Raw genomic sequence first — 23,031 nt, forward strand, 5'->3', positions numbered from 1 at the left:
CGAAGCGTGACGCTAATTAAAGGTTGATGCATTGGTTTTACCACATCAATGAAAATTCCTACCCTTATGGAATGCCCCTTCGGTTGATACAGCAGGCGAGCTGGAGCGCATATCGTATGGATGCGGTTTACTTGTTTCATCGGCGCGGGCAAGGGTTTGGGGGAGTATAGGTTCGCCGGTTTCGGTGAGGCTGCGCAGGAGGGAGGTAAGATTAAAACATTTCTGTACCACCAAATGCGTTACGCCATTGGCAATTTGCAGCTTCCCGGCCACCATCAACAGGCGCGATTGTACGATCTCTTTGCGGTATTTATCGAACAGTTTTTGCCATACCACCAAATTTGCAGCCCCGGTTTCATCTTCCAAAGTCATGAACAGTACGCCCTTTGCGGTGCCCGGGCGCTGGCGAACGGTTATCAGGCCGGCAATGCATACGTGGTCGCCATCTTTTTTACGGGCAATATCGCTTACGCGGATGTTGCGCATTTGGGTAAGCCGGGCGCGCAGCAAACCTACAGGATGGTCTTTAAGCGACAGCCCGGTAGAAATATAATCCTGTACCACGTGTTCGCCTCGTGTCATGGCAGGCAGATCGGGCAGGGTTTCTAAAGCTGTTTCCGATAACTGCCCGTCGAACAAACCAATTGGCCTATCCGCCAATGCGGATACTTCCCACAGCGCCATGCGGCGGTCGGCACCAAGGGAACGGAAGGCATCGGCATCCGCCAGTTTTTCTAATGCGGCTTCGGGTATGCCTGCGCTGCGCAGTTGGTCTATATGGGTATATTCAGGGTTGCGCATGGCTACAAGCAGCGTCATATCATCCTCTTTTAAACCTTTCACTTGCCTAAAGCCCAGGCGTACGGCGTGTTGTTTGCCATTGCCTTTTGTTTCGAGGGTATTATCCCAATCGGAGTAATTTACATCTACCGGCAATACCTGTACGTTATGTTCGCGGGCATCGCGTACTATTTGGGCAGGCTGGTAAAAGCCCATAGGCTGGCTGTTGAGCAGGGCAGCACAAAACACATCGGGATAATGGTATTTTAACCAAGAGGATATGTACACCAGCAACGCGAATGATGCTGCATGGCTTTCGGGGAAACCATAACCTTCAAAACCTTGTAGTTGCTTAAACACCCGGCGTGAAAAGTCCTCGTCATAGCCACGAGCCGTCATGCCGCTTACCATTTTATCTTCGTAGTGCTTTAGCTTACCATTAGCTTTAAAAGAAGCCATGCTGCGCCGTAATTGGTCGGCTTCTGCATCGGTAAATCCGGCCGCTTTAATAGCTATCTCCATAGCCTGCTCCTGGAATAGCGGAACACCCTTTGTGCGTCCCAATATTTCTTCCAGTTCGTCAGAAGGATAAACCACAGGTTCTTCACCGTTCCTTCTCCGTAGGTAGGGGTGCACCATATCACCCTGTATGGGTCCGGGGCGTACAATTGCCACTTCTATCACCAGGTCATAAAACTCGCGGGGCTTTAACCGTGGCAACATGCTCATCTGCGCACGGCTCTCTATCTGGAAAACGCCGATGGTATCTGCCCGGCATATCATATCATAAACTTCAGAATCGTTTTGAGGAACGTTTGCTAAGGTCAGTTTCTTGCCGTAATGCTTTAGCACCATATCAAAAGCCTTGCGTATCATGGTAAGCATGCCCAGCCCAAGAACATCTATTTTCAGGATGCCGAGGTCCTCCAGGTCGTCTTTATTCCACTCTACCTGGGTGCGGTTTTCCATACGGGCATTCAGTATGGGGCAAAAGTTGGATAGCTGCCCTTCGGTTATTACAAAGCCACCCGTATGCTGCCCTAATTGACGGGGGAAACCCATCAGTTCACAGGTGAGTTGCAGTACTTTTAATATCAGCGGGTCGTGCGGATTCAGGCCCTGGTCGCGCAGGCGTTTCTCGTCGAAACCTTCTTCCTGAAAATCCCAAATAGTAGCGCCAATACGTTTAATGGTATCTTCGGATACGCCCATGGCTTTGCCAATATCGCGTATGGCGCCTTTGTGCCTTTCCTGTGTTACGGTTGCTACAATGGCCGCCCGGTCGCGCCCGTAATCTTCATAGATGAACTGTATTATTTCTTCGCGGCGTTCGTGTTCATAATCCACATCAATATCCGGCCATTCGTCCCGCGCGTCCGACATAAAGCGCGAGAACAACAAGCGCGATTCATCGGGGTTAACGGCCGTTATTCCCAAACAATAGCAAACTGTAGAGTTTGCCGCCGAACCGCGCCCCTGGTGTAAAATACCCAGTTCTTCGGCCTTTTGTGTTTTTTTATGCACCCGCAAAAAATACCATGCCAGTTTGCGCCTTTCAATAAAGCCAAGTTCAAATTCGATTTGCTTGCGATGCTTTTCGGGTATAGTGTCGCCAAATTTGTGTTTTGCACCGGCCCAGGTAAGGTTCTCCAATCGCTGTTGGCGGGTAAGCCCATCTACCAACTCTTCGGGGGGAGCGAGGTACTTCAGTTCATCCAACGAGAACTTACAGGCGGCAGCAATTTCATTGGCATTATCTATGGCTTGCGGATATTTGCCGAATAGGCGTTCTATCTCTTCGCGTTCCTTCAAAAAGCGTTCTGCATTGCTGTGCAACTTAAAACCGGCGGTATGTATGGTGCATTTCTCGCGGATGCAGGTGAGTACGTCCTGCAGTTCGCGCCGTGCGGGTTCGTGATAATATACATCTCCGGTAGCTACCAAAGGTACCCCTGTTCGCGCCAGGCGGAAAAGGCGCTTATCGTCCTGCCCCTGGTAGTTAAATGAGGCGGCCAAATAAAGCGAGTTGCCAAAGTGCTGCTTGTATTCCTTTAAGTCGGTTAAAAACTGTTCATCAAACTCAAAACGGCTGTTCAGTTTATCCGGGGCAATAGCAATAAACAATATGCCCTCGCTATGCGCATATACATCGGCCTTGTACAATTCGCATTGGCCTTTTTCGGTACGCAGGTTACCTTTGGTGAGCAGGGCTGATAACCGCCCGTAGGCCTCAATATCAGTAGGGTAGGCCAGCAGGCTGTGCCCGTCCATTAGATCGAGCCGGCAAGCGGGGATGAATTGGATCTTCTTGCTTTCGTCTTTCTTTTGCAGGTCCTTTGCTGCCATATGGCCGCGTACGATCCCCGCCAACGAGTTACGGTCGGTAATGGCAATGGCCGAGTAGCCTAATTCGATGGCTTGTTCTACCAGTTCGTGCGGGTGTGAGCCGCCGCGCAGGAAGCTGAAATTAGATGTGGCCTGTAATTCTGCGTATTCCATCAAAATATCCTCCTTAAGCAAAATAGCCATGCAGGTACCATTGTGCATCCCCGCCATCGTAATACCCCGAACGGAATACCCAATAGCGCTGCCCTTCGGTATCTTCTACCACATAATAGTCGCGGTGCTCGCCGCTGTCGCGCCACCATTCGCGTCCTATGCGTTCGGGGCCGTCGGCTTTGTCAATGTTGTGGCGTTTGTTTTTGTGGACGAAAAACTTTGGTGGGTTATCGGGTACCAAGGCCATTACCTCTATCAGTTCGGGCGGGTTTAACAGGCGCATGGGGCGCAGTTGAGCAGGCCAGGCTGTGGTTGGTTCTTCTGTGATGCTGGCGGCTACCTTTACCGAACGTTCGGGCCAGTAATGCTCGGCAGGCAGGTAGCGCTTTATTACCTGCGGGCCAATTTTACCGGCCACGCGGTCCAACAGCTCGGCGAGGGTATTATCGGCAAGCCCTTTATCAAAAGCCCATAGTTGCTCTTGCGGGGCTTCCATTTCTTCTACGCGGGGCACTTCCAGCACAAACAGTTCGATACCCAAAGCCGGCTCTATTTTAGCGATCTGCAGTTCGAAAAGTTTTAAAAGATGCGATACGCTATGTGATCCCCGATTGGTAGTTATGCCCGTCTGCACCGTGCGCCCATCTATCCTGAAGCATTTCAATATCGCTTTGCGTGCCCCTTTGCCCTCGGCCTGCAGGCGTATACACAGGGCAGCTAATAATTTTTCGATAGCAATGGCAATACCCGGCGCGTTGCGTATAGGTTCCAGGCAGGGAAGGCGCTCTACGTAGGGGACGGGTACGGTTAACAGTTCGGGATGTTCTTCTATGGTGCCTAAGGCTTGGCCTAACCTTAATAACAGGTCGCTGCCGAAACGCCGCCTTAAAGCCTGCGGAGGCATAGCCAGTAAAGGGCCAATGCTACGGAAGCCCAGTTTTTTTAGCCTTTCCAGTATCTCATCGTTCAGCCTTAAAGCTGCAGGCGGCAAGCCCGAGATAGCTTTGCTTTGCTCGCCGGGTTTTACAATGGGGTTTGTGCGGGCATAATGTGCTACGGCCCAGGCAGCGCCAATGGTATCAGCAATGGCGGCGCGGGCATCAAAGCCGGCCTTGCGTAGTTTTAATACTATCTCTTTTAAATAGCCGCTTTCGCCACCCCAAAGGTGGGTGCAGCCGCTTATATCCAACAACAAACAGTCGGGCATATCTACGGCTACAATGGGGGTGTAGCGTATGCAGCCTAAGCCCAATAAACGCAATAGTTTGGCGGCTTTGCCGGGTACATCGTCAACTACTACCAGTTCGGCCACGGCTGCGCGGGCGTCGGCTACGGCCATACCGGTAAAGGCGCCTTGTTGCTCGGCAGCGGGGCTGGCGGCCGTAATAATAACGCGGTTTTTCACCGGCGCTGCCAGCACAAATTGCGCTTCCTTCAATTCAGGGCGGCGAAGCGCGAGTGCGTCCGTCAGTAAATGACGGAAAACAATGGCCATATAACGCTTTGCCATATCAACCCACCTGCCTTTCTTCGGTAACTGCAATTTCTTCTATCGGTATAAAGCGCCCTTGCTGCCACTCTAAAACCCAACTACCCGTTTGCCCGTTGCGCACTTTTAGCAGGTCTACCTGCCAGCGCATATAGCCTATACCGGGCAGCCCATCGGGAGGAGCGCTGGGTAAGGACCGTACTTGCCAGCGCGCCGCACATGAAGTAGAGCCCAGTTTATCGGCCGCATTGCGCAGTACAAACCCGGTTACCCGGCTTTGCTCAACGGCCAGTTGCAAGCGGCGCGATTGCTTAAAATCCATTTCCCGCAGTTCGCACACTACGGCTTTTAGTCCGGGGCATTTCAGGGCTTCCTCCATTACCCACAGGGCATCTTTGTCTTTATTCAGGCTGATGAATATTACCCGGTGCGGCTCCACGCCAAAAACGGCCAGTGCCGGGGCGAACAATTGTTTGGCTCGGCCTATCCAAACACAAACCCCGCCTTGCTGCATCAAAACCGAAAGGATGCCCGTAACTAATCCGCCCGAAGCAGCGGCTTGCTCGCTGCTGCTGCAAACCAACTCGTGAATAGCGCCTACCGGGAAAACGCCATTCGGAAAAGCGGCCTCCACCATTCCCAACCCAACTAAATTGCGTATGCCCACAGGCGGAGGCCTGTAACCTTCCCATTGCAGAATGTTTTTCTGCAGCCTCTCTATCATCTCTCTCTTTTCAACGGGCATGGCTACGGCTTTAATGATGTAAAATTATGCTAATATTTTTAGCATTGCAAATGTTTTTTAAATCTGATCGATGCCGTATTTATTATCGTTAATTGTTTATAGCAACCTCGTTAGAGGTTAAAGCTTTGTAGAAAAGGCAGTAATAAATAATACAACGCCGTTAGGTGTTGAACTCCATTTTGTTGAGTACCTACGGCACTCGAAGCTTTGGATGGTATATTTGCTACAAAGCTTTTAGCCCTACGGGCTAATAAAGCCGTTTACCCCATGTGTCAAGCAAGGGCTCTTTAAAAAAGAGCCCTTCGGTACCCAAAATTCCTGGCATCATCATACCTTTGTACCATGCAACAAAACATCCTCATTATTGATGACGAGAAAAAGCTGAACGGTTTGCTCACCCGCATTATCGAGTTGGAAGGCTATAAAGTTTTCCAGGCCTATACGGGTAAGGAAGGGCTGAAGCTGTTGGCGCAGGAGGATGTGCAGGTAGTAATAAGTGATGTAAAACTGCCCGACGCGAACGGTGTAGAGCTGGTGAAACAGATAAAGGAGAAAAAACCTTATGTAGAGGTAATAAACCTCACGGCATTTGGCACCATAGCTGATGGCGTGCTCGCCATTAAAAACGGTGCGTTCGACTACATTACTAAGGGCGACGATAACGACAAGATACTCCCCATGCTTGCCCGCGCTATGGATAAAGCTCAGTTGCAGCGCCAAGTGTTTAACCTGCAAAGCAAAGTGGTAAAGCGGTTTACTTTCGAGGGAATCATAGGGCAGTCGAAACCTGTTAAGGCAGCTATCGACCTCGCCAAAAAAGTTTCTGTTACCGATACCACCGTGCTGTTGCTGGGCGAAACGGGCACGGGCAAAGAGGTTTTTGCTAACGCGATACATTATAATAGCCGCCGCAATACGGCCAATTTTGTAGCGGTAAACTGCAGCTCGTTTAGTAAAGAGTTGCTGGAGAGCGAACTGTTCGGCCACAAAGCCGGGGCTTTTACAGGGGCTTTGAAAGATAAAAAAGGCCTGTTTGAGGAAGCCGACGGCGGTACCATGTTTTTGGATGAGATTGGCGAAATGGATATTAACCTGCAAGCCAAAATACTACGGGTGATAGAGCAGGGCGAGTTCATTAAAATTGGCGATACCAAAACCTCTAAAGTAAATGTGCGCATTATTGCTGCCACCAACCGTAAACTGGAGGGCGAGATAGCCAAGGGCAATTTTAGGGAGGACCTGTTTTACCGCTTATCGGTTTTCCAAATAAACCTGCCATCGCTAAACGAGCGCCGCGACGATATTCCGCTGCTGGCCAAATATTATTTGGCCGAATATACCCGCAAAGTAGGGCAGAAGCTCGATGGCATGAGCCCCGAGTTTTTAGCTGCGCTCGAAAAACATAACTGGAAAGGTAATATCCGCGAGCTGAAGAACGTGATCGAGCGCTCAGTAATTATTGCTGATGGGCCAATGCTCAGTACCGAGCAGTTGCCTATAGATTTTTATGATGCTTACGATAACTCTACACCGGCATCTTTCAGCCTGTCATCTATCGAAAAGCATCACATCCAAAAAATACTCCACTACACCAAAGGCAACAAAACCGAGACTGCAAGGCTATTAGGCATAGGTTTAACTACGCTATACCGTAAAATAGAGGAGTACGAGTTGTAGAAATAGAATCAGGTTAAAAGACCTTTCGAATCCTCATTTTATTGCTTCGTTTTTTCATCGCCCTAACGAAAATTGCGTTATTCAAACAATACGCTTCACTGTCTGTTATAATCGCGCAAAACAAGCACTTGCATCTTTTGGTTTGATTTGTGTAACTTTGCATTATGGCACATACCGAAACACTCGAGGATTTTTACAAAGAAAAGTTTAACTGGATGCCCGAGAAGCTGGGGCAGGAGATGGGGCACTTTAATGTTTTCCGTACCGAGGACTGCTATAAGCCCGATGCCAAGCCTGTGTTGTATACCCGCCGCGATTTTTACAAAGTAAGCCTTTTCCGCGGGAAAGGGGTGGTGCACTATGCCGATAAAAGTATTGAGATGGATGGAAGCGCACTGGTGTTCTTCAACCCCAATGTTCCTTACACCTTCGAGAATATGAATACTGAGCACTCGGGCAGGTTTTGTATCTATAAAGATTCTTTTTTGACTGAAATGCTTCGCGCCAGCATATTGGAACTGCCTATGTTCGCACCCGGGGCTAACCCGGTGTATGTATTAAACCAGGAGCAGGATGCTTACGTGTTCGCCCTGTTCGAAAAAATGTTGGCCGAGCTAAATTCTGACTACAAGTTTAAATACGACCTGCTGCGCAACTACGTTACCGAACTGATACATTACGCCATGAAGATACAGCCATCAGACAGGTTGTACCAGCATCCCGATGCTAATTCGCGCATTACGGCTGTATTCACTGAGTTGCTGGAGCGCCAGTTTCCTATAGAAGTGCCTTCGCAACGCTTCGAACTGCGTTCTGCTAAAGATTTTGCCGATCAGTTATCTGTGCACGTGAACCATCTTAACCGCGCCATACGCCATACTACGGGTAAAACCACAACCGAGCATATTATGGACCGTTTGGTGAGCGAAGCCAAGGCTTTATTGCGCCACACCAATTGGAACGTATCTGAAATTAGTTACTGCTTGGGCTTTGAGGAGCCCGCCCATTTCAATAATTTTTTCAAAAAACAAACCGCTGTTACCCCATCCGCTTTTCGTATTGTTTGAATTTTGCAATTAATGGTTTGATTAACGCAAACGCTTGCCCCGTGTTTGGCCATACCTTTGTTTCATCAAAGCAAACAATTTATGGAAAACAAAACATGGTTCATTACGGGCGCATCCAAAGGTTTTGGGTTAAGCCTGGTAAAACAATTACTAAGCGCGGGGCAAAAGGTTGCCGCAACCTCGCGTAACCTCGACGAATTGGTGAAAGCCGTTGGCGTAACAAGCCCCAACTTTTTACCTATACAAGTTGAGTTGGGCAACGAAGACAGCGTTGGCTGCGCTATCCATCAAACAAAAGCCGCTTTCAACAGCATCGATGTAGTTATCAATAACGCCGGCTATGGCATTGGCGGCAGCATTGAAGAACTTACCGACCGCGAAACCCGCGACAGTTTTGAGGTAAATGTGTTCGGTACGTTAAATGTTATCCGCATGGTGATGCCTTATATGCGTTACCAGCAGTCGGGCCACATTATCAACATCTCATCAATTGCAGGTATTACCGCAACCACTGGCTGGTCGGTTTATGCGGCTACCAAATTTTCGGTGGTGGGCTTATCGGAAGTATTGGCGCAGGATGTGGCAGAGTTTGGGGTAAAGGTTACGGTAGTAGCTCCCGGCGCGTTCCGCACCAGCTTTTTAACGCCCGAATCTGTCAATATTGCTAAGCATACCATTCCTGAATACACCGGGTTGCACACTGCCCAAGCTGCAATGCTGCAAAAAGACGGCCAGCAAGCCGGCGACCCCGAAAAAGCTGCCGCAGCAATAATTGAAGTAGCGCAAATGGAAAACCCGCCGCTGTATTTGCTGCTTGGCGAGGATGCCTACGACAGGGCAATGGCCAAACTTGACCGCCTGAAAAAGGAATACCAGCTTAACGAAGAAATTTCCAAATCGATGGCTTACCACGGTTAAGCCTCAAATGAATTCATCCCCTGAAGGGGAAATATTAACAAGTATCTATCTAAAATAAATAATAATAAAACAATGAGCACTCAAAAAACATGGTACGTTACCGGCGCCTCTAAAGGTTTAGGGTTTAGCCTGGTAAAAACATTATTAAATAAAGGATATAACGTAGCTGCCACAAGCCGCAGCCTTAACGATTTAACTGCTGTTGTTGGCGAACACGAGAACTTTCTGCCGCTTGCCGTTAATATTAAGGACGAAGGCAGCGTGAAGGCATCTATAGATGCAACCATTGCCCGCTTCGGTAAAGTTGATGTGGTGGTAAATAATGCGGGCTACGGATTGACCGGCGCTTTAGAAGAGCTGAGCGATGCCGAAGCCCGCGAGAATTTTGATGTGAATGTATTTGGTTCGCTAAACGTGATACGCGCGGTAATGCCTTACCTGCGTGCACAGCAGTCGGGCCATATCTTCAATGTATCATCAATAGGTGGCTTTAGCGGCAATTACCCCGGCTTTGGTATATACTGCGCCACCAAATTTGCGGTGCAGGGCTTTACCGAATCGCTTGGTGCCGAAGGAAAGGCCTTCAATATAAAAGCCACTATCGTTTCTCCGGGTTATTTTCGCACTAACTTCCTGGCTCCCGATTCGTTAAGCACCCCTAAGAACGAGATACAGGAATACAAAACTGTGCGCGAAGTACAGGCAGCCCACCAAAACGACATCAACGGCAACCAGGCAGGCGACCCCGACAAAGCATCGGAAGTGATGATAGCAGCCGCCGAAGCTGCCGAAGCGCCAATGCACCTTTTCCTGGGTGCCGACGCTTATGGCGTGGCCGCACAGAAAATAGCTGATGTACAAGCCGATATGGAAGCATGGCGCGAGCTTGCTACCGCTACCGGTTTTGAAGTAGAGGCTTAATATTTAGGGGTTTGCATTTGATAAAGGGCGGGTGAGCACATCACCCGCCTTTTTTGTGCGTTTATTTTTGAAGGTATTCCTGTGTTGGAATATTCTTTTAAGGGGTGCGATTTTTCGTATGCGGAAAGTAATTTTCGTTTGGATAGATTTGGCTGAAATGGTAAAACTGCTATATTTACCCTTATTTTTCGCATCTAAACTAATACCCGCTTGAGTAACCTGTCTTACCCTGTACCCGCCAACGAGGAGGAGCGCTTAGATTCGCTCGACTCATACGACATTTTAGATACCATGCCCGAAAACGATTTTGATGAGCTTACTCATCTCGCTTCGGAAATTTGCCAAACCTCTATTTCGGCCATCAGCCTGATAGATGACAAGAGGCAGTGGTTTAAGTCGATAGTTGGCTTGTCATCAACTCAAACACCAAGGGAACAGGCCTTTTGCGCCCATACCATATTAAAACCCGGTGAAATAATGGTTATACCCGATGCCAGGCAGGATAGCCGCTTTGCATCTAACCCATTAGTTACCGGTAACCCCAATATTGTTTTTTATGCAGGCGTACCATTGGTTAACGAAGATGGTTTTGCACTGGGTTCGCTCTGCGTGATAGATACCATGCCTAAACAACTTACGCCGCGCCAGCTAAAGTCGCTGCGTATTTTAGGTAAACAGGTAATCACCCAGATGGAACTTCGCCGCAAGCTTGCCCGTTTAGAGCGCAGCAACCAGGACCTGCTGGAAACGAATTCGTTCATCCAAAAATTTGCGTCTACAGCAGCGCACGATATTAAAAATCCACTAAGTAGTATGCTGCTTACCTCGCAGGCACTGCAACAACGCCTGGGCAAGGCGGCCGACGAAAAAAGCAAAGGCTTGTTGGAACTCAACGTTACCTCAGTAAAACGCCTTTTAACTTTGGTTGATGAGATGCTGGAGTATTCATCAAAACCGTCATCGCTGCTTACCAACCAGCAGTCGTTCGAGCTTGTTGCTTTGCTGAAGAATGTGGTAAATCTTATCGAAGTGCCTTATGGCATGAAGATAAACTTCCCACCGTTAGATCATGCGCTGATGTGCTCGGCAGTTGCTCTCGAACAGATATTCCTGAACCTGCTTACCAATGCCGTGCGCTATAATGATAAAGAGCAGGGCGTAATAAGCGTACAGTTCCGCGAGGATGCCGACCATTACTATTTTAAAGTAGTTGATAACGGGATGGGCATTGCCGAAAAGAACCTCGAAAAGATATTTTACAAAGAAGTTACCCTGAACGTGATAGACCGCTTTAACCAAAAAGGCACAGGCCTTGGCCTTTACACAGTAAAAGGACTGGTAGAAAAATTGAAAGGCACCATCCGAGCCGAATCACAAATAGGCTCAGGTTCAACTTTCAGCTTTTCGGTTAAGAAGAATGCCGGGGTTGATGAGGAGGATGACCTGTTGTAGGGGGGATTCGCGTCACTATTTAACTCACCCCGACGGCCCGCCATTCGCGGGCGTCGACCCTCTTTAACGAAGTTAGAGAGGGTCGGGCAGCGATAGCGAACCCGGGGTGAGTCAACTCGCCGAGCGGATATTCCACAAGGCACAAACATCTTATTTCAAATCCCGCAACACCACTTCCATCTGCTTATTAAATTCATCCGGCGCTTCCACCATTGGGAAATGGCCCACTTGCGGTACGATCAGTAGTTTGTAGGGTATCTTATTTTTTACCAGCCAGGTTATATCATTGGCTTGATAATCGCTGTTTATTAAATACAGTTTCTTTTTCCATTTCAGCAAGGCGGGTACATCATCGTAGGCTTGCTGTTCCATCGAACCTATGGCTGCTGCGGTATCGGAATGGACCACATCATTCAGTATGCGCTCGCGGATGGGCTTGCTTGTAGTTTTGTAGAACAGCCCCTCGTTGAACCATTGCGAAGCTACCTTTACAAAATCTTTCCGCATAGCACCAATAGCTTCAGCTATATCTTTCTTCTGAGCCTCGGTGGGGAGGGTGCCTTGTCCTTTAAAATTATCAACGCCAACAAGTCCAATCACCTTATCGGGCTGGTTTATGGCCGCCTGCAATACAATAGTGCCCGACATGGAATGCCCCACCAATACCACGTTCTTTAGATTTAACTGATCGATGGCCGCGTTCACATCCGTTGCGAAGGTTTTTACGTCCCATTGTTTACGGTTCTTACCCGAGTCGCCGTAGCCCGGCAGGTCGATAGCTACTACGCGGTACTTGTTGGCAAAGTGCTTGGCTTGGGATGCCCAGTAGCTTTTATTGATGCACCAGCCATGTACGAACAGCAGCGTAGTGTCGCCTTTACCGGTATCGGTATAAGCGATATTTAAGGCATTATTTTCGATGTGTGCGCGCACATTGTTGTTTTTATCCTTATCTTCACGCTGCGGGTTGCCACAGGCGAACCATAAAGTGCATAGCGCGAACAAGGTAGGGAGGCGGAGATTTTTCATGCGTTTTAGGTTTACCGGGTGCAAATTAGGTTTAAAAACGATAACGTCGAATTTGCCGCAGATGTTTAACTTTATTTAACAACCCGGCACTAACCATGCCACCCCTAAATTATAAACCATTGAAAACCAAAACCGACCCGAACGATGCCCCGGCAATTGCGCCCGTGGCAACTACCCGCCTCAATTCGCTTGATGCCTACCGCGGCTTTGTAATGCTGCTGATGATGGGCGAAGTGCTTTCGTTTCAGCATGTATCGGCTTCGTTGCCCGGCAATTCCTTTTGGAACTTCCTCGCTTTCAATCAAAGCCATGTGGCCTGGGCGGGTTGCTCACTGCACGATCTGATACAGCCTTCGTTCTCTTTTATGGTAGGCGTGGCCTTGCCATTTTCCATAGCAAGCAGGCTATCGCGCGGCTGCAAGTTTTGGGATCTGCTGAAACATGCGATAATAAGGTCGGTAATACTCATAGCACTGGGCATTTTCCTGCGGTCGATGTGGAGCGATCAAACTTATTTTACTTTCGAAGATACGCTGAGCCAGATAGGTATGGGGTATACTTTCCTGTTCCTGCTGGGTTTTTGTAAACCGCGTACACAGTTGATCGCCCTTGTAGTAATACTGGTTGGCTATTGGGCGGCCTTTGCACTATACCCGCTGCCCGGCCCTGATTTCGACTATGCATCGGCAGGCGTGACGGCCGACTGGGCGGGCAATTTTAAAGGCTTTGCCGCGCATTGGAACAAAAATACCAACCTTGCCTGGGGGGTAGATAAATGGTTTTTGAACCTTTTCCCGCGCGAACATTATTTTAATTTTAACGAGGGCGGCTACAGTACGCTTAGCTTTATCCCTACATTAGGCACCATGATTATTGGGTTACTTGCCGGCAATATGTTACGTTCAGGCAAGGCGCCATTTGTACTGGTTAGGCGCTTTGTTACCATAGGTATAGGTTTGTTAGCCTTGTCTGCGCTACTGCATTTCACCGGCATAGCCCCGGTAGTAAAACGTATCTGGACACCCGGCTGGGTTATCTTCAGCGGTGGTTGCTGCTTTTTGCTACTGGCATTGTTCTACGGCTTTATGGATGCCGGCGAGTATAAACGCAAGGCGCTGTTGTTGATGGTTATAGGTACCAATTCTATAGCTGCATACATACTGGCGGATGGTTTCGGCTCTTTTATCACCAAATCGCTTTATACCCACTTTGGCCATTACGATCAGATTTTTGGTGATGCTTATAGTACATTGGTTAAGGGCATCGTTGTATTAACTATTGATTGGCTGATACTCCACTGGATGTACAGGAAGAAAGTGTTCATCAAAGTTTAACACAATTTAGGGATGGAGCGATTGACACGATTTTTTAACAGGATGTCAGGACAGGAGGAGGATTAGCAGGATTTTTTTTCAAGGATTGTATTGATTTTTAGATTTCACAGATTAAATCAATCTGTGAAATCTAATTTAATCGGTGTAATCCTCTAAAAAAATAATCCTGTCAATCTTTTAATCCTGTCATCCTGTTAAAAAGACTACCTAAGTATTGTCTCCGTAACCTTGGCTATATCTACAGTTATCTTGTTAATGAAGCCTAATTGCTCCTTCATCAGGGCATCATCTGCACTGAGCAGGGTGGATGGTGTTTCTGCGGTTTTTACGCCTTCGGCGGGTTTTGCGGGGGCATCGCTTATTTCTCCGCTTATTTTTTTATTGGTTTCCTTTAAAACGGCCATGCTGCGTTTTACCAGTTTCAGCAGGTCGGCATGCGGGAATTGCGGTGCGGTGCGGATAAGTGTGGATGCAATATTTGCTGTGTATGAGGTGAGGATATGATTGAGCACCACAAACTTATGGATGTCTTTAATATTTCGCTGCTTGCTCTTAGGCTCGCTGGTCATGCGCTCGAAGGTGGCCGATAAGTTGGCCGATTGCACATATACATCCTTGCGGGCCAGCTTATAATCTGTTATTGCAACGGGCTTGCCGGCAATACTTTCTGATACCTTTTGCAGGTAGGCAATATTGGCAGTTATTACAGCCTTCAAATCATGCTGTATCTGCTCAAACTCCCATGTAGGGAAAATAAGGTAGCTGGCTATAAGGGCAATGGTAGAACCAATAAGGGTATCGATAATACGCTCCTGCACCACATTGCCTACCGATAGGAATTTGAACAGAATGAGTACAAAGGGCGTCATAAACGTTACGCTCACTACATAATTCAGCCTCAGGAAACTGTAGGTACCCATCATTAGCACTACTAAAAACACAAATTGAACGGTAGCGTTAGGAATGTACGTTAGTATTAATATACCAATAGCACCACCGGCAATAGTACCTATAAGCCTTTGGTAATTACGCTGTTTAGATAAGCTGAAGCCCGGCTTTAGTATCACAATAATGGTAAGCAGCACCCAATAACTATGCTGCCCCGGCGCAATAAACTTAGCCGTAACAAAGCCCACCAAACAAACTAAGCATACCCGCAGTGCGTGTTTGAATGTTGCTGAGCTAAGCGTAAAGTTATCCCAGAAAATATGCGGGGCAAAATCCTGGTGGGTTACAAATTTAGAGTACTCTACCTCGCGCGTATCGTTCATCAGCAGGTCTGATGCTTTGGAGTGGTAATACTTATAAATATTGCTTACGCTTTTTGATACATCGCGCAGGTTGATCAGTATCTTTTTGAGCACAAGGTTACTGGTACCCGGAAACTTTATGTCCACCTCATCAATCTTTTGCTTCAGTAGCTCCAGTTTTGCGTTAAGCCCGCTAAGCTTTTCGGGGCGGGTGTTGGCCAATACGGCAAAGCCAATATTATCCAGGTCGTCGGCCAGGGTGTATAAAAAGTCGGCTATTTCTTCTAATACGCCTGTATGCGCATATTTTTCGCGGATGTGGCGGTAATCATAGTGCGTGGCCATTATCTGCTCGAACATATCCACCAGGCCGATAAACGTAAGCACCAAAATGCGGCTGGCACCGGTCGATTCCTTTACCATCAAACGGCTTTTAAAGAGCATTTCGCGCACGGCGTCCTGGTGGTTGCTTACCGATATTTGTTGCAGTACCAATCGGCGGTAATTATCGTCTATATCGGTTTCTACCCGGTAAAAATCTGCCTTCAAGCGGAGGAAACGGGCAACATCGGCCACGTTTTCGCCAAGGGTTTGCTGGGCGGCACGATAGGGGCGTATACCAAAAAATATCAGGCTGAATATCATGTACCACAACCCGCCCATTAATATGGTAGCGCAGAAGATGGGCAATTCAGGCGGGGGCACGGCCTTATCCATCATAAATATCATGATGAGCAGGGCAGAAGTGCCTACCGATGCAGCACGGTTACCATACACGGTAAGCATGCTGAACAAGAAAGAGAATACTGTTATTTCGAGCCCGAGGGTAAATACGTTGAGCCTGGCAAAGCCGGTGATGAGCGATACAGCGAACAATAATCCGTTGGCAATGGCCATGGCATTACGTTTATGCTGTACCGGCCCGGGGCTATCTATGGTGCAGATACACAGCGCTCCCAGTGACATGGTCAGGCCTAACTCGAAATCGCCAAGCTGTAATGCCACCAGCGATGGGGTTAAAATACCGGCTGTAATGCGCAGTCCGTCAGAAAAATACTGGCTGTAAAAAAAGCTTTTTATTTCCCGTTGGTGGCTGTTCATGAGGTGGTTCTGTGGCAAATATTTTACCATCGCAAATTTAAACAAATAATATGGTTGCTGGTTGTAATAACCATAATTGCATCAAATAGCATTATCTGTTATTAATTATTCATATTTTAGTGTAAATTGGTTTTAGATAATTAAATTCACGCCGAAATAACGGCCAGCAATCTATATTCGGCCGATATACTATAAATTTTGCCAAACCTGTTTTATTATGCCATCAAACCAAAGGCTCAGTCAGAGAGAAACAACATTTAACCAGGAAGTTGTAACCCGTTTCGAGTTATATAACAGTTTGTTTCAAACGCTGCCTTTTTACCAGGTGAAAGATACTGGTATCCTGCTGCCATTCTTCAGCTCGCATTGCGAGAAGGGGGCACAGGCTGAATCATCACCCACCGAAATTATCGAGTCGTTCTTTAAAAACTACGTGCCGGGTATTGATAACCGCGAGCAGATCAACCGTATGTTCCGCTTTATACAATACATTGAGCGGCAGGTCGTATTGTTCGATGCTATTGAAGACTCCTCATTTGGTACCCTTAGCCGTACAGATGATACCGGCCCGCTGCAAAGCATGGTGCAGCAGGCTACATCTAACGAGAGTGCCCGCAAGCAAATAAGCAAACAGCTCGAAGATTTTTCGCTCCGATTGGTGCTTACTGCTCACCCTACCCAGTTTTACCCGGGCAGCGTGTTGGGTATTATGAACGACCTGATTGATGCGCTGAAGACCAACGATGTACCGGAGATAAACACCTTGTTGCAACAATTAGGTAAAACTCCTTTCTTTAATAAAACCTCGCCAACGCCTGTAGATGAGGCTGTTAGTTTGGTTTGGTTCCTCGAGAATGTGTTTTACCATGCCCTTGCCGGTATACAAGCCAAGCTGGAAGAAGAGTTTGAGCCGGAAAGCAAGCGCCCTGTTTTAGAGCTTGGCTTTTGGCCCGGCGGCGACCGCGATGGTAACCCTAACGTAACTACGCAAGGCACTAAAGAAGTAGCCACACTTTTGCGGAAGCACATATTCCGCAGCTACTATCGCGATTTCAGGATCTTAAAACGCCGCATCACCTTCCGTGGTTTTGTTGATAACATCGCCAAGTTGGAGAAGCTGCTTTATGATAACGCCTTTAGCGAACCTGAGAAACCGAAAGACCTGCAGGGCGAAATGCTGGAGATATTGACCTCGATGCACGAAACGCTGGTTAAAGACCACGACAGCCTTTTTGTGGATATTGTAGATAACCTTACGCAGAAAGTACGCCTGTTTGGTTCGTACTTTGCCACGTTAGATATCAGGCAAGATAGCCGCGTACTGCGCAGCGTATTTGATTACGGTACCAAGAAGATATACACCGGCGTGCCAAAAGGCTATATGGAAATGGACGAACAGGCAAAACTAAAAACGCTGCCGTTTACCGAAGCAGATTTTGTTTGCCCAGAGGACGCCGACCCGCTTACCCGCGATACGCTGGATACTATACGTTTGGTAAAGCAAATACAGGAAAGCAATGGCGTAAACGGTTGCCACAGGTTCATCATCAGTAACTGCCAGCAGGCATCGGACATTTTGCAGCTGATAGACCTGTTCTTATGGAGCGGTTGGAAAAAGGATAACCTTACCATCGATTTTATGCCACTATTCGAGACGGTGAACGACTTGAAACACGCCAGCGATGTGATGGAAACGCTTTACACACATCCATTCTATAAAAAGCACCTGAAGAGCCGGGGTAACAAGCAAACTATTATGCTTGGCTTTAGCGATAGTACCAAAGATGGTGGCTACCTGATGGCCAACTGGAGTATTTACAAAGCCAAGGTAGAATTAACCGCCATGGCCCGTAAATACGAAATAGACCTGGCCTTCTTTGATGGCAGGGGCGGTCCACCGGCACGCGGCGGCGGTAAAACGCACCGTTTCTATGCTTCGATGGGTAAGGAGATAGCTAACGACCATATACAGCTCACCATACAGGGCCAAACCATTAGTTCGCAGTATGGTTCGGTAGAAACAGCAAGGTTCAATACCGAGCAGTTGATAAATGCCGGTATCGTATCGGCGCTAAACCCTAACCATAAGGATCTGTTGGATGATAGCCATAAAGCCCTTATAGCCGAAATGGCCGAAGCAAGCCACGGCATGTTCCTGGCACTGCGCGAGCATCCGTTGTTCGTGGAGTATTTGGAGAAATTCAGTCCGCTGAAATTACTTTCTCAGATCAATATCAGTAGCCGCCCGACAAAGCGTAACGCTTCGGCCAAGCTAAAACTGGAAGATCTGCGTGCCATTAGCTTCGTAACCTCGTGGAGCCAGCTGAAACAGAGCATCCCGGGCTTTTACGGTGTAGGTACATCGTTAAAGAAAATGAAGGATAGTGGCCAGTGGGAAAAGGTGCAGGAATTGTACCGCAATTCGGGTTTCTTTAAAACCATGTTGGATAACTGTATGATGTCGATGTCGAAATCAGATTTCCGGGTAACGGCTTATCTCGAGAAGGATAAAAAGTTCGGTAAATTCTGGTTGGGTTTAAAGGCAGAATACGAACTCACCAAAGCCATGCTGTTGGAACTCACCGGCATGACGGTGTTGATGGAAGAGTCGCCGGTTGAACGCCGTTCTATCGCCATCCGCGAAAAGATCGTATTGCCTTTGGTTATCATTCAGCACTATGCCCTGCAATGCCTCAACCAGGAACACGACGAAGAACTGACCAGCGTATACAATAAACTGGTTATACGCACAGTATACGGTATTGTGAATGCCGGCCGTAATCTCGCATAAACGTTAAATAATATTTCACGCAAAGACGCTAAACCGCAAAGGTTAGCGTCTTTTTTTTGCCATACCAATCTGCCCGGTTCATTTTCAGGACCGCCGTTGTTGTGTGTTATCACCAACAACTCCAATGTTTGTATTTACGTGAGGCCGGTATAGTTACTCACCTCTAGTTTACATTAAGGTTTTCCATTTATATCGTATCTATAAATTCTGCGTTGCCTTGTTGGTGATAACACCAAACAAGGGCTGAATCGGTGAAATCAAATATAATCGGTGTAATCCCAAACACCAATCGGTGTAATCCCCCAATAAAAAAATAAACAGGAATAGCTTATGTTTGTTAACCCATTACACACTTAACCAATTATAATGAAATTATTCCCCGGCATAGTGATAGGCTTTGCCTTTCTTTTCAGTATTTGCGCTTGTAATAATAGGAAAGGCCGTAACTACAATAATGTAGTTGACGCCGAGGTGCAAAATTTTGTTACCAAAGGCATAGAAGGCGGTAATGCCGAAATACAGCTATCGCAACTGGCACTAAAGGTTTCGAAGAACAAGGCCATTACAGATTATGCTAACGCCATGATAGCGGCACATACCGATGCAGGCACCAAACTAAAACAGATAGCCACAGAGCAGAAAGCCGCCATACCTGATACACTAACCAAAGTGCATACCCTGGCTATTGAAACGCTGAGTAAAGATACAGGAAGCGCTTTTGACAGAGCCTACATACAAGCCATGGTGCAGGATTACGAACAAAGCATTGCGCTCTACAAAACTGTAACGGGTAACTCAAACAAAAAAATAACCGAATTTGCGGGGAAAGCTTTGCCGAAACTGAAAGAACACCTGGAGCAGGCGAATGCACTTTGTGCGCGATTACAATAGTTGATGATTTCACCGATTTTTAAAAGATTCCACTGATAGGACACGATTTAGGGATTCAGCGATTTACACGAAACCCTGATTGGAACTTCAAAAATCTGTGGAATCTGTCTTGATTAGGGTAATCAAACAATAATCGGTGGAATCCCAAAATCAGGCTTCGAACATCGGTTTCACGATGCTCCAAAATTCATCTAAAGCAATAATGCGGGGTTTAAAAAAGGAGATCAGTTTGGGCCAATCGTCTTTTTGAAAAACGCTGGCGGGGCGTAGTTCGGTGTAAATGCGGCTTATGGTTTTGCCATAATCGTCGGTGGTGTGTAGTGCCCAGTCCCAGTCTTCTTCCAAAGTGCTGTGGAGCATAGCTTTGTAAGTGGTAAACTGCTCGAAGAAGAGTTCCTGCAGTTCTACATCCGGGTGTGCTATCTCTATGGCTATGCTTGCTTTTTTGCCATCGGCCTGCATTTTAAAAAAGATGTGCTTTACGCCGGTTTTGTAGTTTACCCAGTTGGTGCGCAGGCCTTCGGCACTCAGCACGGGACCCATGTACTGCCCAAAGGCGGTCCAGAATGCTTGCTTTAGTTGAGTTGCCTGGTCTTTTGAATACATTTTTGTTGGTTGCCTATACTGCAAAATTGCCGGGTTGCAAAAATAGCTTATTATTTGGCCCGCCAAAACCCTGCCGAATGATTAAATTAGCCAACCATACATTCACCAGCTATGAAATATCTATCGTTGCTATTATTGTTGCCCTTCGCGGCCTTTGCTCAAAAAGCTCCCAAACCTTATGGGCCACTACCCACTAAAGGCCAACTGCAGTGGCAGGAAACAGGTATGTACTGCATTATCCATTTCGGGCCAACTACCTACATGAACAAGGAGTGGGGTTACGGTAACGAAGGTGCCGCCGTGGTAAACCCAACCGAGTTTAGCGCTATGCAAATAGTTGGAGCAGCAAAGGCAGGTGGTTTTAAAGGTATTGTGGTAGTGGCCAAACACCACGATGGCTTTTGCCTTTGGCCAACCAAAACAACAGATTATAATATTTCTAAAAGCCCTTACAAAAACGGCAAAGGCGACATAGTAGGCGAGTATCGCGCTGCCTGCAATAAACTGGGCATGAAGATGGGCGTATACTGCTCGCCCTGGGACCGTAACAGCGCGCTATACGGCTCGCCTGATTATGTAACCAAAGTTTACCGTGCCCAACTGAAAGAGTTGTACACCAAATACGGCCCGCTGTTTATGTCGTGGCACGACGGGGCCAACGGTGGCGATGGCTATTACGGCGGTGCCAACGAGGTACGCAAGATAGATCGCTCTACCTATTACGGTTGGGAGCAAACCTGGGGCATTACCCGCAAACTGCAACCCAATGCGGCCATATTTGGCGATGTTGGCCCCGATGTGCGCTGGGTGGGTAACGAGCGTGGCCAGGCGGGTGAAACCTGCTGGGCAACCTACACCCCTCATGCTCCCGAAGAAGGCAAAAAGCCCGGCAACGGTTATGTAAAAGACCAGGAAGGCACCGAGGGCCACCGCGATGGCAAATACTGGATGCCTGCTGAATGCGATGTATCGCTGCGCCCGGGATGGTTTTACCACCCTACGCAGGATGATTCGGTGAAAACGCCGGCTACCTTACTCAACTTATATTACCAAAGCGTTGGCCGCGGGGCATCGTTAGACCTTGGGCTTTCGCCGGATAAACGTGGTTTGCTTAACGACCATGATGTTGCCTCGCTGAAAGCCTTCGGCGATGTGGTTAAAAATACCTTCGCTGTTAACCTTGCCAAAGGCGCAAAGCTAACCGCAAGCAATACCCGCAGTGGCGATAAGGTAAAGTTTACGGCAGCCAACCTGCTGGATAACGACCGCTACAGCTATTGGGCTACCGACGATAAAGTTAAAACACCCGAGTTACTCATCAGCTTGCCTAAAGCCAAAACCTTTAACGTGATACGCCTGCGCGAAAATACTAAGCTGGGACAAAGGGTAGAGGAAGTTCAGTTTGATGCCTGGGTAGACGGGCAATGGAAGCAAATTGCCATGGCCACCAGCATCGGCGGTAACAGGCTGATACGCCTGCCCGAGGATGTCACCACCACAAAAGTGCGCCTGCGTGTAACTAAATCGCCGGTATGCGTGGCGCTTAGCGATCTTGGTTTGTTTAAAGAAGCACCCTTAGCCAATTAATATGAAACGAATTTGCTTTTTACTACTGGTGCTCGCTTCTGCATTTGGAAGAGCCGCCGCACAGGAACTTGCTTTATACGATACCACCGAAAAGCCTAAACTTATCTCTAAACAATTTGCCTTTACCGAAGGCCCCGCTGTAGATAAGAAAGGGAATATTTACTTTACCGACCAGCCCAATAATAAAATATGGAAGTATGACACCGAGGGTAAGTTATCGCTCTACATGGATAGTGCAGGCCGCGCTAACGGTACTTATATGGACAGAAAGGGCAACCTGATCGTTTGCGCCGATGAACATGACGAGTTGTGGCTGGTGAAGAACGGCAAAAAGCAAAAGGTACTCCTTGGCGACTATAAAGGAAAATTGTTGAACGGCCCTAACGACCTATGGATACACCCCAACGGTAATATCTACTTTACCGACCCATACTACCAGCGCCCCTGGTGGAGCCGCACCAAACCCGACCAGGACGGGCAGAAGGTGTATTACCTCCCCAAAGGGAAAGCCGAGGCGATAATGCTGGAAGACGGCTTGAAACAACCTAACGGCATAGTAGGCTCGCCCGACGGAAAGCTGCTTTACGTGGCAGATATAGGAGGAGGGAAGATTTATTTATTCGATATCAAAGCAGACGGCACGCTAACCGGCAATCGGGTATTTGCCAATAAAGGTGCCGACGGCATTACGCTGGACGAGCATGGTAACCTGTACCTTGCCGGCAATGGCATAACGGTGTTCAATCCCGAAGGCAAGCAAATAGCTCATATAGATGTGCCCGAACCATGGACGGCCAACCTTTGTTTTGGCGGCAAAAACAAGGATGTGCTTTTTATAACAGCATCAAAAGCTATTTATACTTTACAAATGAAGGTAAGAGGAGTGGAATAAGT

At 47.8% G+C, this 23,031-nt stretch carries 16 protein-coding genes; 10 read left to right on the top strand and 6 right to left on the bottom strand.

What is annotated here, in order from left to right; all coding sequences use genetic code 11:
- Positions 1-45: 45 nt before the first annotated feature.
- Genes BC343_RS01610 through BC343_RS01620 form a run of 3 tightly spaced genes read right to left on the bottom strand, consistent with a single transcriptional unit; the run spans position 46 to position 5,513 of the window.
- On the bottom strand, positions 46-3,279 hold the full coding sequence (locus tag BC343_RS01610; protein ID WP_078346472.1) for an error-prone DNA polymerase: 3,234 nt from the start codon (positions 3,277-3,279) through the stop codon (positions 46-48).
- A 13-nt stretch (positions 3,280-3,292) separates the two neighbouring features.
- On the bottom strand, positions 3,293-4,789 hold the full coding sequence (locus BC343_RS01615) for a Y-family DNA polymerase (protein WP_078345969.1): 1,497 nt from the start codon (positions 4,787-4,789) through the stop codon (positions 3,293-3,295).
- Position 4,790: 1 nt separating this feature from the next.
- Positions 4,791-5,513, bottom strand: a complete 723-nt coding sequence (locus BC343_RS01620) for an ImuA family protein (protein WP_078345970.1) — start codon at positions 5,511-5,513, stop codon at positions 4,791-4,793.
- Between the two features lie 342 nt (positions 5,514-5,855).
- Between BC343_RS01620 and BC343_RS01625 the strand changes: the two genes are divergently transcribed.
- The 5 genes from BC343_RS01625 (at position 5,856) to BC343_RS01645 (ending at position 11,548) form a co-directional block, all read left to right on the top strand.
- Positions 5,856-7,190, top strand: coding sequence for a sigma-54-dependent transcriptional regulator (locus tag BC343_RS01625; RefSeq protein WP_078345971.1), 1,335 nt, complete (start codon positions 5,856-5,858; stop codon positions 7,188-7,190).
- A gap of 164 nt (positions 7,191-7,354) precedes the next feature.
- Positions 7,355-8,257, top strand: coding sequence for a helix-turn-helix domain-containing protein (locus BC343_RS01630; protein WP_078345972.1), 903 nt, complete (start codon positions 7,355-7,357; stop codon positions 8,255-8,257).
- A gap of 81 nt (positions 8,258-8,338) precedes the next feature.
- On the top strand, positions 8,339-9,175 hold the full coding sequence (locus BC343_RS01635; RefSeq protein ID WP_078345973.1) for an SDR family NAD(P)-dependent oxidoreductase: 837 nt from the start codon (positions 8,339-8,341) through the stop codon (positions 9,173-9,175).
- Positions 9,176-9,247: 72 nt separating this feature from the next.
- Complete coding sequence (locus BC343_RS01640) at positions 9,248-10,096, top strand: SDR family NAD(P)-dependent oxidoreductase (RefSeq protein WP_078345974.1); 849 nt, start codon at positions 9,248-9,250, stop codon at positions 10,094-10,096.
- A 210-nt stretch (positions 10,097-10,306) separates the two neighbouring features.
- Positions 10,307-11,548, top strand: a complete 1,242-nt coding sequence (locus tag BC343_RS01645) for a sensor histidine kinase (RefSeq protein WP_078345975.1) — start codon at positions 10,307-10,309, stop codon at positions 11,546-11,548.
- A 150-nt stretch (positions 11,549-11,698) separates the two neighbouring features.
- Here BC343_RS01645 and BC343_RS01650 read toward each other — a convergent pair whose 3' ends face one another.
- Complete coding sequence (locus BC343_RS01650; RefSeq protein ID WP_078345976.1) at positions 11,699-12,577, bottom strand: alpha/beta fold hydrolase; 879 nt, start codon at positions 12,575-12,577, stop codon at positions 11,699-11,701.
- Positions 12,578-12,696: 119 nt separating this feature from the next.
- On the opposite strand from BC343_RS01650, the gene BC343_RS01655 reads away from it, so the two are divergent.
- Positions 12,697-13,911, top strand: coding sequence for an acyltransferase family protein (locus BC343_RS01655; protein ID WP_202909709.1), 1,215 nt, complete (start codon positions 12,697-12,699; stop codon positions 13,909-13,911).
- A 203-nt stretch (positions 13,912-14,114) separates the two neighbouring features.
- Here BC343_RS01655 and BC343_RS01660 read toward each other — a convergent pair whose 3' ends face one another.
- A complete protein-coding gene (locus tag BC343_RS01660) occupies positions 14,115-16,262 on the bottom strand; it encodes an FUSC family protein (protein WP_078346474.1) in 2,148 nt (715 codons plus the stop codon).
- Between the two features lie 217 nt (positions 16,263-16,479).
- Between BC343_RS01660 and BC343_RS01665 the strand changes: the two genes are divergently transcribed.
- Both BC343_RS01665 and BC343_RS01670 read left to right on the top strand, forming a co-directional pair.
- A complete protein-coding gene (locus tag BC343_RS01665) occupies positions 16,480-19,053 on the top strand; it encodes a phosphoenolpyruvate carboxylase (RefSeq protein ID WP_078345977.1) in 2,574 nt (857 codons plus the stop codon).
- Positions 19,054-19,419: 366 nt separating this feature from the next.
- The gene (locus BC343_RS01670) at positions 19,420-19,944 is read left to right on the top strand and encodes a DUF4142 domain-containing protein (protein WP_078345978.1); all 525 of its coding nucleotides are present in this window, start codon (positions 19,420-19,422) and stop codon (positions 19,942-19,944) included.
- A gap of 150 nt (positions 19,945-20,094) precedes the next feature.
- On the opposite strand, the gene BC343_RS01675 is transcribed toward BC343_RS01670, so the two are convergent.
- A complete protein-coding gene (locus BC343_RS01675) occupies positions 20,095-20,550 on the bottom strand; it encodes a DUF4268 domain-containing protein (protein WP_078345979.1) in 456 nt (151 codons plus the stop codon).
- A gap of 111 nt (positions 20,551-20,661) precedes the next feature.
- Between BC343_RS01675 and BC343_RS01680 the strand changes: the two genes are divergently transcribed.
- Both BC343_RS01680 and BC343_RS01685 read left to right on the top strand, forming a co-directional pair.
- Positions 20,662-22,137, top strand: coding sequence for an alpha-L-fucosidase (locus tag BC343_RS01680; protein WP_078345980.1), 1,476 nt, complete (start codon positions 20,662-20,664; stop codon positions 22,135-22,137).
- A gap of 1 nt (position 22,138) precedes the next feature.
- Positions 22,139-23,029 (top strand): SMP-30/gluconolactonase/LRE family protein, encoded by an 891-nt coding sequence (locus tag BC343_RS01685; protein ID WP_078345981.1) that lies wholly within the window; start codon positions 22,139-22,141, stop codon positions 23,027-23,029.
- The last annotated feature ends 2 nt before the right edge of the window (positions 23,030-23,031 follow it).

Source organism: Mucilaginibacter pedocola (assembly GCF_002013915.1).
GTDB lineage: Bacteria > Bacteroidota > Bacteroidia > Sphingobacteriales > Sphingobacteriaceae > Mucilaginibacter > Mucilaginibacter pedocola.

Excerpts from the sequence above, each read along its gene's own strand:
- BC343_RS01620 (WP_078345970.1), bottom strand. The coding sequence starts at position 5,513 with ATGCCCGTTGAAAAGAGAGAGATGATAGAGAGGCTGCAGAAAAACATT.
- BC343_RS01680 (WP_078345980.1), top strand. The coding sequence starts at position 20,662 with ATGAAATATCTATCGTTGCTATTATTGTTGCCCTTCGCGGCCTTTGCT.
- BC343_RS01610 (WP_078346472.1), bottom strand. The coding sequence starts at position 3,279 with ATGGAATACGCAGAATTACAGGCCACATCTAATTTCAGCTTCCTGCGC.
- BC343_RS01670 (WP_078345978.1), top strand. The coding sequence starts at position 19,420 with ATGAAATTATTCCCCGGCATAGTGATAGGCTTTGCCTTTCTTTTCAGT.
- BC343_RS01660 (WP_078346474.1), bottom strand. The coding sequence starts at position 16,262 with ATGAACAGCCACCAACGGGAAATAAAAAGCTTTTTTTACAGCCAGTAT.
- BC343_RS01625 (WP_078345971.1), top strand. The coding sequence starts at position 5,856 with ATGCAACAAAACATCCTCATTATTGATGACGAGAAAAAGCTGAACGGT.
- BC343_RS01615 (WP_078345969.1), bottom strand. The coding sequence starts at position 4,789 with ATGGCAAAGCGTTATATGGCCATTGTTTTCCGTCATTTACTGACGGAC.
- BC343_RS01675 (WP_078345979.1), bottom strand. The coding sequence starts at position 20,550 with ATGTATTCAAAAGACCAGGCAACTCAACTAAAGCAAGCATTCTGGACC.
- BC343_RS01665 (WP_078345977.1), top strand. The coding sequence starts at position 16,480 with ATGCCATCAAACCAAAGGCTCAGTCAGAGAGAAACAACATTTAACCAG.
- BC343_RS01630 (WP_078345972.1), top strand. The coding sequence starts at position 7,355 with ATGGCACATACCGAAACACTCGAGGATTTTTACAAAGAAAAGTTTAAC.
- BC343_RS01635 (WP_078345973.1), top strand. The coding sequence starts at position 8,339 with ATGGAAAACAAAACATGGTTCATTACGGGCGCATCCAAAGGTTTTGGG.
- BC343_RS01640 (WP_078345974.1), top strand. The coding sequence starts at position 9,248 with ATGAGCACTCAAAAAACATGGTACGTTACCGGCGCCTCTAAAGGTTTA.
- BC343_RS01685 (WP_078345981.1), top strand. The coding sequence starts at position 22,139 with ATGAAACGAATTTGCTTTTTACTACTGGTGCTCGCTTCTGCATTTGGA.
- BC343_RS01650 (WP_078345976.1), bottom strand. The coding sequence starts at position 12,577 with ATGAAAAATCTCCGCCTCCCTACCTTGTTCGCGCTATGCACTTTATGG.